The sequence below is a fragment of the Prauserella halophila genome (assembly GCF_024171895.1).
Taxonomy (GTDB): domain Bacteria; phylum Actinomycetota; class Actinomycetes; order Mycobacteriales; family Pseudonocardiaceae; genus Prauserella; species Prauserella halophila.
In genome coordinates this window covers 715,448-728,979 of sequence record NZ_JAMTCQ010000008.1, presented here as the reverse complement: position 1 = coordinate 728,979, position 13,532 = coordinate 715,448, and the positions used below count along the sequence as shown (strand labels likewise).

Below are 13,532 nucleotides of genomic sequence, written 5' to 3'. Positions count from 1 at the left end.
CGCTGCCTCGTTTCGCGTTCAGGACGCAATGAGCTGGGACAATCCCTCTAGTTCCACCCGCTCGATATCCTCGCGGTATTTGAGGACGGATCCCAAGGTCAATGCCGCGAAGCCATGATCCAGTTGCTCGCATCCCAGCGCCTGCAGCGCGCTGGCCCAGTCCAGCGACTCCGCCACACCCGGCGGCTTGATCAGCTCCGCGGCCCGCAGCCGGCTCGCCGCGTGTGCGACATCGCCCGCAAGTCGCTCGGTGACTTCGGGAAGTCTGCGCCGCAGAATCGCGACCTCCCGCTCCAGTGACGGGTGCTGCACCCAGTGGTAGAAGCAGCGTCGCTTGAGTGCGTCGTGTACTTCACGGGTGCGGTTCGAGGTCAACACCACCAACGGCGCAACGTCGGCCTTGATCTGTCCCAGTTCTGGAATGGATACTGAGAAGTCCGAGAGCACCTCGAGCAGAAACGCCTCGAACTCGTCGTCGGCACGGTCGATTTCGTCGATCAGCAACACCGAATTAGGGGTACGCAGTGCTCTCAGGAGGGGACGAGCCAGTAGAAAGCGCTCGTCGTATAGTTCCGACTCGGCTGCGGCTACGTCGATCGTCCTGTCGCCCACAGCCTCGATCGTGCGAAGATGTAGCAGCTGGCGGGGGAAATCCCAATCGTAGAGCGCTTGCGATGCGTCGACGCCTTCGTAGCACTGCAATCGGATGAGCTCGCTGCCACGCGCCTGCGCCAGCGCCGAGGCTAGAGATGTCTTGCCAACACCGGCCTCGCCCTCCAGAAACAGCGGCCGCGCCAGGGTGTCGGCAAGAAACGCCGCCGTGTTGATTCCAGTGTCGGGCAAGTACCCGGTATGCGATAACGCGGTACCGAGGGCCTCAGGTGTTGAACACGTAGCCATGATGCAATTATGAGCAAGCTGCGGATCGTGCTGTGTGTGCAGAGCGCACTCCAACCACTCGTGCACCTCGCAGTCTGCACCGCCAGAGCGTCTCGACCTCAGGATTCCGCCGCTTCTCGGCGGACCTGCCTGACGAACGTTGGGCTGGTCTGTGCGCAACTGGCGCAGATCGGCCGGTGCTCACTGCTCGGGTCACGGTCCATCTCGACGGCGATGTAGGCCCTCTCACCGCGGTGGCAGCGCACCCGGGCCTCCCACGGGTCGTCCACCTCGCCCCTCGGATCGTGCGGGCGCGACAGTCCCGTTGCATTCGCCGTTCCGGTGGACAGCACGACCAGTTCGGTGACCGCCGACACCACGAACGCGGCCGGCAGCGCCAACGTCGCCGTCCACGAGGTCTGCTCGCCGAGACTGATCATGAGCATGCCGACCCCGGTGCCCAGAGCCCAGGCGAGCAGGTACAGCGGCTTGACGGCGGGTACCCGGCCGGAGCGCTACTCGGGCCGGGTGGCGCGATCGCGCACCCGGTTGCGGACGACGAACACGAGCGCACAAGTGGTCCAGGTGACGCAGACGACCGACGTGTACCGCAGCGCGATCAGCAGGTAGCTGAAGACATCACTGAGCATGATCACGGAGACGATCGTCCCGACGATGACGACCCACGCCACGCGAGGCAGCTTCAGCTTGAACGTCTGTGCGAAGACGTTGGAAAGGTTGCTCGTGGCCAGATAGAAGTTGGCGGTGTTGATCCGGGTCTGGCTGATCCAGACGAACAGCAGGCCCCAGATGCCCATCAGCTCGACGATCCCGATGAGGCTCGATATCTCGGACAACGGTCCTTCGGTCGGGATGGTCAGCGCGACGAAGATCCGATCAAACCGTTGATCACGATGGTGAACAGATAGAACCCGGGGCCGAAGGCGAACCGTCCGTTGGTCCGGACGTCCCGCTTGTTCGTCCGGCCGAAACGCGCGAAGTCCCAGTTCGCCATCATGAGCACCCAGTCACCCATGTACACGCCGAACGCGAACAACCAACCTGGGCCGGCTACCGACGGCGATTCCGGTTGGTAGGTCAGCCAGCCCGACGTGGCGTCCAACTCGACGACGGTCCAGACGACGATCGCGACGAGCCCGAAGACGTAGAACGGGAACAGGCATCTGTTGAACTTGTCCAGGAACGCCCGTATGCCACCGATAGCCAGCGGTATGCTGTACAGCACGACGACCAGGTACCACAGGCTCACCGTGGTCCCGGTGCGCGCCGCGTAGACCGACTAGACATAGTTGACCGCGCCGTAGACCACGACAGCGAGCACCATGCCGATGATGGCGTCGCGGGTGTCGACGGTGAGTGTCACCAGCGCCGCGATGATCACCCAGAACATCGCGGTACCCAGCGCCCACCAGGCGCCGAACAGCGACCGTGGCGGCAGACGCCATTCGCGCCGCACGACGTGTGCGGTGTTGCGAGTATGAGCAGCCTGCGGATTGTTCGGTGTGTGCACGAGATACTCGAGCTACTAATTCATGGCAGTGCGCACCCGGGTGGGTGAATATCGCGCTAACGCGGAGTGATCGTCTTGGACGTGTCCAAGCGGTCGACGTCAGGTCACCGGGTACTCAGCTCGCCCGCAACAGCGCCGCGAAGTTGACGAGCGAGCCGCAATTGATCGTGGGTCGCGTGCGGCTCAGGCGGCTCACGAGTGGGACGTGCCGACGATGCGGTGTGAGCGGCAAGCCAAGTGCAGGAACAACCGTTGGTCCGGATCATCGATATCGACTCCGAGCAGGTCGATCGCCCGTTGCAGCCGTGCGCGCACGGCGTTGCGATGCAGATGAACCGCCTCGGCGGTGCGGGCGATCGAGCCGCCGAAATCGAGGTACGTACCGATGATTTCGATGGTCTCGTTACGCCGTGCCTGAGACACCTTGTCCAACGGCGCGAACAAGACATCGATCGATTCCTGCACCGTCGGCGACCCGTACCACTCCACGAGTGTGCTCCGGATTCCGATGGCGTCGAAACTGATCGGATGGTTCGCGCCCCGCTGCGAGCGCGCATGGGTCGCGGCCACCTTCGCCTCGGTCGCGCTGCCGGCAACGCCGGTCATCCCGGCGTGTACTCCGCCGATCCCGACATAGGCGCGCAGCTCCGGCACGGCGTGCTGTAAGACGGCCAGGACCGAGCCCATCAGTCGATGGACGCGCAGTCCCACATCACGCGGCGGGGATGACCCGTGGTGGCTGTGTAGCAACCACAGCGCCGCCGGTTCCTGCGCCGTATGCCAGCTGCCTCCCGAGGAAGATGCGGTTGTCAGCGCGATCCGGGCAAGACGCTCCCGAGACTCGTAGGCCAGCAGGCCGTCCGCGATCCCCTCCTGTGGGATGTCCAGTTCGAAACGCGCCACGATGTGCCAGGCATCGACCGGAATCCCGAGCTTGCGGGCTTGCGACGACAGGTCGTCGCGGGTCTCGCGGCTGGCTCCCAGGAATTGCCGGAGCACCTCATCCACCGACAGCATGTTGGTGCGCTCGGCCTGCTCGGCGACGAACGCCGCTCGGCTGGCCTCGGAGGCGAGGCGCCATAACACCATCTCCAGCAGTGTGTTGGCGTCCGCGTCGGGCAGCCGTCCGGTGACGAACTGTTCGCCCTCGGGTTGACTGACGATGACCGGCACAGCCAATAGATCGGTGTGATCCTGGGGCAGGGTGGCTGTGACCTGGATGTCGTAGCTGAGGACATGCGAACCTATGGTCGCGAGATCTGTCGCTGTGCTGCCCTCGCCGGCGTGTTGATCAATAGCGTCAATAGCCCGGCGAACCCTTTCCATCGTGAGATGCAGTTCGTCGGCGATTTCTTGCGCGACCACGTTGAGCACGGTGTTCAAGTCACGATCCGGCGATAACCGCACGAGCCCCAGCCCGCTCCTGCGGCACATGCTGCGAGCTGTCAGCGAGACATCAGTGCCTTCGGGGGCGGTCAACATCAGCCCCGCTACCTCGCGACTTACCGCGCGACGCACCGCCACGTCCAACAGGTATCCGTCGGCGATGTGCGACAGCCTGCGGTCGAGAACAACCAGCGCCCCGGCACCGACCTCATCAAGCTGATCGACCGAGTCGATCAATCGGACTTCGGCGACGTCGCGGTCGATGTCGCCGTCCAACACCACCGCATCCTCAGCCCGGTTCTGCTGCAGCTCGGACAGGATCGCGCGCAGGGACCGACGGGACCTGCCGGACGGGAGATCCTGCTCACGTGGAACGTGAGGGCGATCATGTGCAACACGCACCGAATGGCTTGACATGGGTTCACGATGCACCTTTCTCGGCGCGCTTGGCAACCGTAGATTCACTTCCGACAAGCGGAGGTTGATTGATGAGCGGATTCGCAGACGTTCGATCCATCGAGGACGAATCATGACTGAGGAATTCGAGACAGCTCTCGGTGAGCGCGAACTGGCCGACCTGGCCGTGGGCTGCACGGTGCTCGCCGGCGGTGGGGGAGGCGATCCCCGCGTCGGGCTGATGATGGCCGTCAACGCGGTCCGGCGCCACGGCCCGATTTCGGTGATTCAACTCGACGAGTTAGCCGATTCGGACACCGTCTTCGCCGCGGGAATGGTGGGCGCGCCCACGGTGATGGTGGAGAAGATCGCCAACGGCGGCGAGGGCAAAGTCATCCAAGACACCCTGCAGGCCCGCCTCGGTACGGAGATCACCGCGATGATGCCCTTGGAGATGGGGGGCATCAATGGTGTCCTTCCGCTGGCTTGGGCCGTCAATGCCGGGTTACCACTCGTCGACGGGGACCTGATGGGCCGCGCATTTCCCGAGCTTCAGATGTGCACCCCGCACCTGCATGGGATCCCGTCCCGGCCAAGCGTCCTGGTCGACGAGCGGTCACAGGCGATCACGTTCGATACGGCCGGGAATGTGTGGCTGGAACGCCTGATGCGCAATGCGGTGTCGGTGTTGGGAGGCTGCGCATCCGCGGGTCTGTATCCGATGTCCGGCGCCGTAGCGCGGGGGCCGGTGATCCGCGGCACGGTAAGCACCGCGGTCCGCATCGGCCGGGCGATCCGAACCGCGGGAGCCAGCCCGTTCGCGGCCCTGGACTCCGAGACCGAAGTTTATCCGCTGATCACCGGAAAGGTGATCGACGTCGAGCGCCACACCGCGGGCGGATTCGTCCGCGGATCCACCGTGATCGAGGGCACGGAGTCCGACTCCGGGCGGCTGGTGCGCGTCGAGTTCCAGAACGAGAACCTGGTCGCACTGGAGGACGGGGAGCCCATCGCCACCGTGCCCGACATCATCACGCTGCTCGATCGGTACACGGCCCACGGCATCGTCACCGAGCACATCCGCTACGGGCAGCGGATCATCCTCTCCGTACTCCGGGCGCCCGCCCAATGGCGGAGTGAGGAAGGGCTGCGGGTGGTGGGCCCACGGGCCTTTGGTTATGACGTTGAGTTCAAGCCGGTGGAGGAACGCCATGCCCGCACCCATTGACCTACGCATCGGTATCGACGTGGGCGGTACCAATACCGACGCGGTCGTGGTGGACAACAACCAGCGACTGCTCGCCCAGTTCAAAACCCCGACCACGGACGATCTCGGCACAGGCATCCACGAGGCGATCGCCGGGGTAAGTTCGGTTCTCGACGCGCCACTCGACCGCGTGACCCATGTGATGCTCGGGACGACACACGCCACCAACGCGATCCTCGAGCGCCGCGAGCTGCTCAAGACGGCGGTCGTGCGGATCGGTGCGCCCGCGACGTTGTCGATTCCGCCGCTGCTGGACTGGCCCGATGAGTTGCGCGCCGCGGCATCGGCCGGGGAGGTGATCATTCCGGGTGGCAGCGAAGTCTCCGGAGACCCGATCGTGCCGTTCGAGCGACAGGAGTTGGTTCGCTTCCTCTCCGAGCACGCAGGCACGATCGAAGCGGCCGCGATTACTTCGGTCTTCTCGCCGGTCTCCGCGGAGCACGAGCTGGAGGCGGAGCAGGTGGTTCGCGAAGCGCTCGGGGAGATCCCCATGTCACTCTCGCACCGCATCGGCGCCCTGGGGCTGCTCGAGCGGGAGAACGCCTGCGTGCTCAACTCCACGCTCGTCGGCGTGGCCCGCAAGATCGTCACCGGCCTGACCGGCGCTCTCGAGCGCAACGGGATCGACGCGGTCGTCTACCTCACCCAGAATGACGGCACTCTGATGGGCTTGGACTACGTGCTGCGCTTCCCGGTGCTGACCATCGGCAGCGGACCGGCGAACAGTATGCGCGGAGCCGGGTACCTCACCCAGGAGACCGACGCACTCGTGGTCGATGTCGGCGGCACCTCCACCGACATCGGAGTGCTGGTGAACGGGTTCCCGCGGGAATCGGCCGCGGCGGTGAACATCGGCGGGGTCCGCACGAACTTCCGGATGCCCGATCTCAACAGTATCGCCGTCGGCGGTGGCACCAAGATCGTCCAGGACGGCAGTGGCGTCAAGGTCGGCCCCGAAAGCGTCGGCTACCGCCTGGTGAACGAAGGTCTCGTGTTCGGCGGAGCATGTCCGACGTTGTCCGACGCCGCGGTCGACGCCGGTCGGGCCGACATGGGCAAGCGAGATCTGTTAGCCGATACGTCGGTCGACCTGGCCAGGGCGCTACGGATCTCCGATGAACGTGTAGCGGTCGCGGTCGACCAGATGAAGACGACCCGCGGCGAGGCGCGAGTCATCGCGGTAGGTGGTGGCAGCGTCGTGCTGCCGTCGGAACTCGAGGGAGCCAGCGACGTGCTCCGTCCTGAGCATTACGACGTGGCCAATGCTATCGGAGCGGCGATCGCCTCGGTATCCGGCCAGGTCGACAAGGTGTTCAAACTGTCCGGACGCACCCGCGAAGAGGTCACCGATGAGGCGACGACCGATGCGCGCAATGAGGCGATCAGCGCAGGCGCCGACCCGGCCGCTGTCGAGATCGTCGAGCTGGAAGAAGTTCCCATGGCCTACCTGACCGAGCCAGTGATCCGAATCCGTGCCAAGGCGGCAGGCCCGCTCAGCGTGGTCTGAGACCAGTTTCTTAATCCCATTTCGAGGAGTCAGCGTGACGACCACCGCAGAACCCCAGGAGACCAAGTACACCGGAAAGTCACAGCAACGTATCGAGGACCCGAGACTGCTGACCGGGCACGGGACATACATAGACGACATCACTGTCCCGAGGATGATTGAAGGCGCGGTGTTACGTAGCCCCGTCGCGCACGCCCGGATCACCCGGATCGACGTGAGTAAGGCGGCCGAGCTCCCCGGCGTATTCGCGGTGATCACCGGCAATGATCTGGTCGAATTCGCGGGTGAGCAACCCGTCATTTGGTCTGTGATACCCGAGCAGCGCATCGCCCGGGCACACGCGCTGGCCACTGACACCGTGCGATGGGTCGGCCAGGGCGTCGCTGCGGTAGCCGCCGTCGACCGCTACGTCGCGGAGGACGCGCTCGAACTGATCGAGGTCGACTACGAACCGTTACCAGTCGTCGCCGACCTCGAGCAGGCGCTGGCGCCGGACGCGCCCAAGCTCTACGAGGACTGGCCGGACAACATCAGTGGATCGATGACATTCCCGGCCGGCGACGCTGATGCCGCCTTCGCCGAAGCCGATGTCGTGGTCGGGGCGAGTTTTCGGCACCACGCCGGTTACGGATGCTCCATCGAGACTCGGGGCTGCATCGCGAACTGGGACGTCTTCGCGGGCAAGCTCGACATGTGGCTGGGTACCCAGGCGCCGAATCTCGCTCGTGATCTACTCGCCCAGGTTCTCTCGCTGCCAGTGGACAAGATTCGGGTGCGCACGCCCGACCTTGGCGGCGGATTCGGCTTGAAGTTCGACTTCTACCCCGATGAAATCATCGCCGCGATCCTGTCTCGGCGCACCAAGCGCCCAGTGAAACTGCTGGAAGACCGGCAGGAAAGTTTCGTTTCCTCATCCCGGGCACGCGATATGCGTCACGACTTCGAGATGGCGTTGCGCTCGGATGGAACAATTATCGGTCTGCGTGGTACAGCCTACGCCGTGCTCGGAGGTGCCCTGGGTACGGTGGGATCCGGCCCGCCGTGGGCCTCGGTACTCGCCTGTATGGGGCCGTACAAGATCCCGAATCAGGAGCTGACGCTCAAGGCGGTGATGACGAACCGGTCACCCTACGGTTCCTACCGCGGTTGGGGCATGCCCAAGGCGAACATCGTGCACGAACGACTCATCGAATTCGCCGCTCGCAAACTCGGGATGAGTCGTATCGATCTGCGGCGCATGAACTTCCCTACCCCGGAGGAGTTCCCGTATTTCAGTGGAGCGGCATTCACCTACGACAGTGGCCGATACGCCGACTGTCTGGATCTCGCCACCTCCGCCGTCAACGAGCGCGGCTGGAATGTCCGGCAACGCGAAGGACGCGAGGCTGGGCGATCGATCGGGATCGGATACGGGTTCCACACCGAGGTCGGCGCGTTCGGTCCGAGCCGCGTCCTCAACATGGTGGGCCTGGACCATTCCGGCTTCGACGAGGTCCGTATCCGCATGGACTCCACGGGTAAGGTCACCGTGCTGTCCGGACAGAGCGCGATGGGGCAGGGAACACATACGACCTACGCGCAGCTGGCGGCGGATGGGCTCGGCGTCCCGATCGAGGACGTTACGATCGTGACCGGCGATACCGAGTCCTGTCCTTATACCGGCTACGGCACCGGCGGCAGCAGGGCGGCAACACTGGGTGGCGCGGCGATCGTCAACGCCAGCGGGCGGCTGAAGTCGAAAATCCTACGCATCGGTGCTGAACTGCTTGAGGCCAACCCCGACGACCTCGAGATCTCCGACGGCCGAGTATCGGTCCGCGGCGCCGCCGATGCCTCCGTTTCGACCGCCGACATTGGCTATTCGGCGTACCGGATGCTCAACGGGCGGCTTCCAGAGTCCGAGACGCCGACTCTGGAAGAGATCGATGTTTTCGACCCAGCGAACATGACCACCTCCTACGGCTGCACCGCTCTGTTGGTGGAGGTCGACCGGCAGACCGGCGCGGTCACGCTGCTGGACTGCCTGCAAGCCCACGACGCCGGTGTGATCATCAACCCGTTGCTCGCCGACGGGCAGCTGGCAGGTGGCCTGGCACAGGCCTTCGGCGGTGGGTTGTTCGAGGAGTTCGTGTACGACGAGGACGGTCAGATTAACACTGCGAGCTTCATGGACTACCTACTCCCGAGTGCGACCGACATTCCGCCATTCCACTTTTATCACCAGGAAACTCCGGCCCCGCACATCCCAGGAGGCATGAAGGGCCTGGGCGAGGCGGGAACCATCGCCGGGGTGTCGGTGGTGGCCAGCGCGATCGACGACGCATTGTCCGACCTCGGGGTGGCCGTGACCGAGTTCCCGATGACACCGCCCCGCTTGCTCGAACTCATCCGCGCGGCCCAGTCAGCAGGAGTCACAGCATGAAACCACCGCCTTTCGAATACCGGAGTGCGCACGACAGCACGGAGACAGTCGAGCTGCTGACCGAGTACGGCGACGATGCAAAGATCCTCGCAGGCGGGCAGAGCCTCGTCCCGCTGATGAACTTCCGCATGGCGCGCCCATCGGTGCTCATCGACATCAATCAGACACAGGACATGACCGGCATCCGCGAGGATGATGGGCACCTCGTCATCGGCGCGATGGCCCGCCAGCGTGTACTCGAACGCGACCCGACAGCAGGTGTCGCCGTGCCGCTGTTGCCTGCCGCGCTGGCACACACCGGGCACACGACCAACCGGAACCGAGGTACGTTCGGCGGCAGCTTGGCCCACGCCGACCCGGCCGCGGAGCTCCCCGCTCTGTTGGTGGCAATGGGCGGGGAGCTGACCGTGAAGGGCCCGTCGGGAACTCGAATCGTTCCCGCCGAGGACTTCTTTCTCGCGCCGCTGACGACCACCCTGGCATACAACGAGATTCTCGTATCCGCGCGGCTGCCGCGGCTGCCCAGCGGTACCGGAACCGCCGTCGAGGAACTCGCCCGTCGGCACGGCGACTTCGCGATCGTGTCGGTGATGGCAGCGGTTCATCTCGACTCGAACGGACGGGCGGATCTGGTGCGTCTCGCGGCCGGTGGGGTCGATTCGACACCGATCCGGCTGCACGAGGCCGAGTCGGTACTCTCCGGCGGCACGCTGGATGAGACCAGTATCGATGCCGCTGCCACAGCCGCGGCCGACGCGTCCCACCCGGTCGACGACGTCCACGGCACGGCCTCGTACCGGCGCGACATGGTGCGAGTGCTCGTTGCTCGCGCGATTCGTTCGGCAATCGCCAACCGTTAGGAAGGGCACCCATGAGCGACAAACACACCGTCACTGTCACTGTCACTGTCAACGGGCAGGTTTACACTGGCGACTGCGAACCGCGGATGACCTTGGCGGATTTCCTGCGCCACGAGTGCGGGCTCACCGGGACCCACCTCGGCTGCGAGCACGGGGTTTGCGGCGCCTGCACTGTGTTGTTGGACGATGTCGCGGCCCGGTCGTGCCTGACCTTCGCGGTCCAGGCCGACGGCGCTCGCATCACCACCGTCGAAGGGCTCGCCGAAGGAGAGCAGCTCAATACGTTGCAGAAGTCATTTCAGGAGCATCATGGGCTGCAGTGCGGATTCTGCACCTCCGGAATGCTCATGTGTGCGACCGAATTGTTGCGCGAGAACCCGAACCCGACCGAGACCGAGGTGCGGGAAGGAATCTCGGGGGTCCTATGCCGGTGCACAGGCTATGACTCGATCGTCAAGTCGGTCATGGCCGCCGCCGGCGACCAGCGTGACGCGGTATCCGAAGCTGGGAGTGCCCGTTGAACATCGAGCAAGAGATCGTGGTCGCTGCCCCCAAGCCCGAAGTATGGCAGTTCTTCCGCGACGTGCCGTCGGTTGTGGAGTGCCTACCGGGTGCCGAGATCACGGAACAGGAGGAGGACGGCAGCTACCGCGGTCAGCTGTCCACCAAACTAGGGCCGATCGCCATCAAATTCGAGGGTAAGGCCACCGTCGCGTTCGACGAAGACGCATCACAAGTGACCATTCGTGGTTCCGGCGTCGATCGCAAGGGCGGCAGCCGCGGCGACATCACCGTGGTGGGCGACATCCATTCCACCGATTCCGGAACGCACGTCGCGATCAATAGCGACGTCACTCTGGCGGGTTCCGCAGCCAAGTTCGGGCGGACCGGGCTCATCACCGACATTTCGCAACGCATGCTCGGTGAATTCGCCACGTGCGTCGAAACCAAACTCAACGCCACACCCGAAACAGCAGCAAAAACTGTCGCTGCCGAGCCGCAAGGAATAAGCATCATTCTCAAGAGCCTATGGGCACGACTGAGGCGCCTCATCGCGCCACGTCACTCCCGCACTGCGACGGAGCGAACAAAACAGGATCCGGACCAACGAGAGCGTGAGTAACCCCATCAGACTCGGACAGTGAGTCCAGACCAACATCAAGGAGCAGCCAATGTCGAACGAGCCACCTGTCGGTGTATTCGTCACCACATCGACCCCGCCAGAGCAGATTCCGTCGGTGGCCGCCGCGGCCGAGGAACTCGGATACGGGGAGGTGTGGGTCGCCGAGGACTATTTCTGTTACGGCGGATTCACCGGCGCGGCCCTCGCGCTGCAGGCCACGGAACGAATCAAGGTGGGGCTGGGGGTAGTCGCATCGACGCCCCGGCATCCTGCCGTCACCGCCATGGAGATCGCCACCCTGGCCCGAACCTATCCTGGCAGGTTCCTGCCGGGCATTGGGCACGGTGTCCCGTTCTGGACGCACCAGATGGGGCTGACCGCGAAGTCACCGTTGACCGCGCTGACCGAGTGCATCGATGGAGTCCGTGGTCTGCTTGCGGGCGAGACTCTCGACGTGGAGGGCGATTACTTCGCGTTCCGCTCAGTGGCCGCCACTCATTGCCCCGAACAAGAGGTGCCCCTGCTGACCGGGGTGGTAGGACCTAAATCACTGCGGCTGTCCGGCCGGATTGCCGACGGCACTGTCATGAGCGTCCTGACTGGCACTGCCTACCTGGACGGTGCCACGAAGCACATTCACGAAGGTATGGCCGAAACCGGGCGCACCAATCACCTCACTCCCACGTTGGCGCTGTTCAGCGTTGACAAGGACAGGAAGCGAGCCAGAGATGCAGTACGTGAGGTGGTTGCCCAGTACATCACCGTTCTCGGTCCGAAGAACCCCCTGACCGGAGCGTTCGGCTACAACGACCACGTCGCGGAGCTGCTCGAGCGGGAACCGGACCGATTCGCCGAGGCGATGCCCGACGAGTGGATCGATACTCTTGCCGTCGCCGGGAATCCGGACGAAGTCGCTGCTCGGATTACCGAATTGCGTGCCGCGGGGGCGACGAGCGTCGTGCTCGCTCCGGTCAACGGCGACACTGTCCATGACGAGCTCCAACTCACCTCGTCCGCAGTCTTGCCACATCTCTGAGCTGAGAGGAGCGGCCCTTCAATGTCAGCAGCTACATCGACGGCCCTGCCAACGAAACCCCTCACGGTTGGCTATAAGGCGTCTGCCGAGCAGTTCAGCCCCCGGGACCTGGTGGAGTACTCGGTCCGTGCGGAAGAGGTTGGCTTGGACAGCGTGTGGGTATCCGACCACTTCCTGCCCTGGCGTCATCATGGTGGTCACGCGCCCTTTGCCCTCGGCTGGATGGCGGCGGTGGGCGAGCGAACCCAGCGGGTGCAGATCGGCACCAGCGTGCTGACCCCGACGTTCCGCTACAACCCGGCCGTGATCGCCCAGGCTTTCGCCACCAGTGCGTTGCTGACCGAGGGCCGGGTCGCGCTGGGCGTCGGGACGGGCGAGGCGCTCAACGAGGTTGCGGTCTCCGGGCGGGAATGGCCCGCGTTCAAGGAACGCTTCGCCCGGCTGTGCGAAGCTATCGGCCTGATCCGGGAGCTGTGGAGCAGCGACTCGGTGGACCACGAGGGCGAGTACTACACCCTGCGCAACGCGATGATCTATGATCGGCCTGCGCAGCCGGTTCCGGTCTATGTCGCCGCGGGTGGGCCGGTAGTCGCGAAGTATGCTGGGCGGGCCGGTGACGGGTTCATCTGTACCTCTGGCAAGGGTATGGAACTCTATAATGACAAGCTCATGCCAGCTGTCGATGAGGGCGCGGCCGCCGCAGGACGCGACCCTTCAGCTGTGGACAAGATGATCGAGATCAAACTGTCGTATGATCGCGACCGGGATGCAGCGTTGGAGAACACCCGGTTCTGGTCGCCGCTGTCGCTGTCGGCTGAGCAGAAACACACGGTCGATTCCGCGGAGGAGATGGAACGCCTCGCCGAAGAATTGCCGATCGAGCAGATCGCCAAGCGCTGGATCGTGGCCTCCGACCCAGACGAGGCGCTCGCCCAGATCAAGCCCTACATCGACGCGGGCCTGACTCACCTAGTCTTCCATGGCCCAGGACACGACCAGAACCGCTTCCTCGACCAGCTCGCCACCGACATTGTCCCCAAATTGCGCGGGCTGGCCGGGAAGTAAAACCCATTCAGGACGGCGACCAAGGTGACCGGCGGGACCGTGTATCCGCCTCCGTCGACA

At 64.5% G+C, this 13,532-nt stretch carries 14 protein-coding genes; 8 read left to right on the top strand and 6 right to left on the bottom strand.

Going from position 1 to position 13,532, the window contains the following annotated elements:
• Window positions 1–18 precede the first annotated feature (18 nt).
• From LY41_RS03635 to LY41_RS03610, 6 genes are all read right to left on the bottom strand, one after another.
• Window positions 19–900, bottom strand: a complete 882-nt coding sequence (locus LY41_RS03635; protein ID WP_253862374.1) for an AAA family ATPase — start codon at window positions 898–900, stop codon at window positions 19–21.
• 98 nt (window positions 901–998) lie between these two features.
• Window positions 999–1,325, bottom strand: a complete 327-nt coding sequence (locus LY41_RS03630; protein ID WP_253862373.1) for a hypothetical protein — start codon at window positions 1,323–1,325, stop codon at window positions 999–1,001.
• A gap of 69 nt (window positions 1,326–1,394) precedes the next feature.
• A complete protein-coding gene (locus LY41_RS03625) occupies window positions 1,395–1,736 on the bottom strand; it encodes a purine-cytosine permease family protein (protein ID WP_253862372.1) in 342 nt (113 codons plus the stop codon).
• Window positions 1,737–1,756: 20 nt separating this feature from the next.
• Window positions 1,757–2,149 (bottom strand): purine-cytosine permease family protein, encoded by a 393-nt coding sequence (locus tag LY41_RS03620; protein ID WP_253862371.1) that lies wholly within the window; start codon window positions 2,147–2,149, stop codon window positions 1,757–1,759.
• Window positions 2,150–2,179: 30 nt separating this feature from the next.
• On the bottom strand, window positions 2,180–2,356 hold the full coding sequence (locus tag LY41_RS03615; RefSeq protein ID WP_253862370.1) for a hypothetical protein: 177 nt from the start codon (window positions 2,354–2,356) through the stop codon (window positions 2,180–2,182).
• A 246-nt stretch (window positions 2,357–2,602) separates the two neighbouring features.
• A complete protein-coding gene (locus tag LY41_RS03610) occupies window positions 2,603–4,213 on the bottom strand; it encodes a PucR family transcriptional regulator (protein ID WP_253862369.1) in 1,611 nt (536 codons plus the stop codon).
• A 112-nt stretch (window positions 4,214–4,325) separates the two neighbouring features.
• On the opposite strand from LY41_RS03610, the gene LY41_RS03605 reads away from it, so the two are divergent.
• Genes LY41_RS03605 through fgd form a run of 8 tightly spaced genes read left to right on the top strand, consistent with a single transcriptional unit; the run spans window position 4,326 to window position 13,472 of the window.
• Window positions 4,326–5,420: an S-methyl thiohydantoin desulfurase family protein gene (locus tag LY41_RS03605; RefSeq protein ID WP_253862368.1), complete on the top strand. Its 1,095-nt coding sequence runs from the start codon at window positions 4,326–4,328 to the stop codon at window positions 5,418–5,420.
• Window positions 5,404–6,966 carry a hydantoinase/oxoprolinase N-terminal domain-containing protein gene (locus tag LY41_RS03600; RefSeq protein ID WP_253862367.1) on the top strand — a complete coding sequence of 521 codons (1,563 nt, stop codon included), beginning with the start codon at window positions 5,404–5,406 and terminating at the stop codon, window positions 6,964–6,966. The genes LY41_RS03605 and LY41_RS03600 overlap by 17 nt, the downstream gene beginning before the upstream one ends.
• Window positions 6,967–7,000: 34 nt before the next feature.
• Window positions 7,001–9,388, top strand: coding sequence for a xanthine dehydrogenase family protein molybdopterin-binding subunit (locus LY41_RS03595; protein ID WP_253862366.1), 2,388 nt, complete (start codon window positions 7,001–7,003; stop codon window positions 9,386–9,388).
• Window positions 9,385–10,248, top strand: coding sequence for an FAD binding domain-containing protein (locus LY41_RS03590; protein WP_253862365.1), 864 nt, complete (start codon window positions 9,385–9,387; stop codon window positions 10,246–10,248). The genes LY41_RS03595 and LY41_RS03590 overlap by 4 nt, the downstream gene beginning before the upstream one ends.
• A gap of 11 nt (window positions 10,249–10,259) precedes the next feature.
• Window positions 10,260–10,769, top strand: a complete 510-nt coding sequence (locus LY41_RS03585; RefSeq protein ID WP_253862364.1) for a (2Fe-2S)-binding protein — start codon at window positions 10,260–10,262, stop codon at window positions 10,767–10,769.
• Window positions 10,766–11,371: an SRPBCC family protein gene (locus LY41_RS03580; RefSeq protein WP_253862363.1), complete on the top strand. Its 606-nt coding sequence runs from the start codon at window positions 10,766–10,768 to the stop codon at window positions 11,369–11,371. Before LY41_RS03585 ends, LY41_RS03580 begins: the two co-directional genes overlap by 4 nt.
• A 49-nt stretch (window positions 11,372–11,420) precedes the next feature.
• Window positions 11,421–12,407 carry an LLM class flavin-dependent oxidoreductase gene (locus tag LY41_RS03575; RefSeq protein ID WP_253862362.1) on the top strand — a complete coding sequence of 329 codons (987 nt, stop codon included), beginning with the start codon at window positions 11,421–11,423 and terminating at the stop codon, window positions 12,405–12,407.
• A 21-nt stretch (window positions 12,408–12,428) separates the two neighbouring features.
• Window positions 12,429–13,472 carry a glucose-6-phosphate dehydrogenase (coenzyme-F420) gene (gene fgd, locus LY41_RS03570; RefSeq protein ID WP_253862361.1) on the top strand — a complete coding sequence of 348 codons (1,044 nt, stop codon included), beginning with the start codon at window positions 12,429–12,431 and terminating at the stop codon, window positions 13,470–13,472.
• Window positions 13,473–13,532: the final 60 nt, after the last annotated feature.

Coding starts and splice junctions, on each gene's coding strand:
- LY41_RS03635 (WP_253862374.1), bottom strand. CDS start 900: ATGGCTACGTGTTCAACACCTGAGGCCCTCGGTACCGCGTTATCGCAT.
- LY41_RS03630 (WP_253862373.1), bottom strand. CDS start 1,325: ATGCTCATGATCAGTCTCGGCGAGCAGACCTCGTGGACGGCGACGTTG.
- LY41_RS03610 (WP_253862369.1), bottom strand. CDS start 4,213: ATGTCAAGCCATTCGGTGCGTGTTGCACATGATCGCCCTCACGTTCCA.
- LY41_RS03605 (WP_253862368.1), top strand. CDS start 4,326: ATGACTGAGGAATTCGAGACAGCTCTCGGTGAGCGCGAACTGGCCGAC.
- LY41_RS03600 (WP_253862367.1), top strand. CDS start 5,404: ATGCCCGCACCCATTGACCTACGCATCGGTATCGACGTGGGCGGTACC.
- LY41_RS03590 (WP_253862365.1), top strand. CDS start 9,385: ATGAAACCACCGCCTTTCGAATACCGGAGTGCGCACGACAGCACGGAG.
- LY41_RS03585 (WP_253862364.1), top strand. CDS start 10,260: ATGAGCGACAAACACACCGTCACTGTCACTGTCACTGTCAACGGGCAG.
- LY41_RS03575 (WP_253862362.1), top strand. CDS start 11,421: ATGTCGAACGAGCCACCTGTCGGTGTATTCGTCACCACATCGACCCCG.
- fgd (WP_253862361.1), top strand. CDS start 12,429: ATGTCAGCAGCTACATCGACGGCCCTGCCAACGAAACCCCTCACGGTT.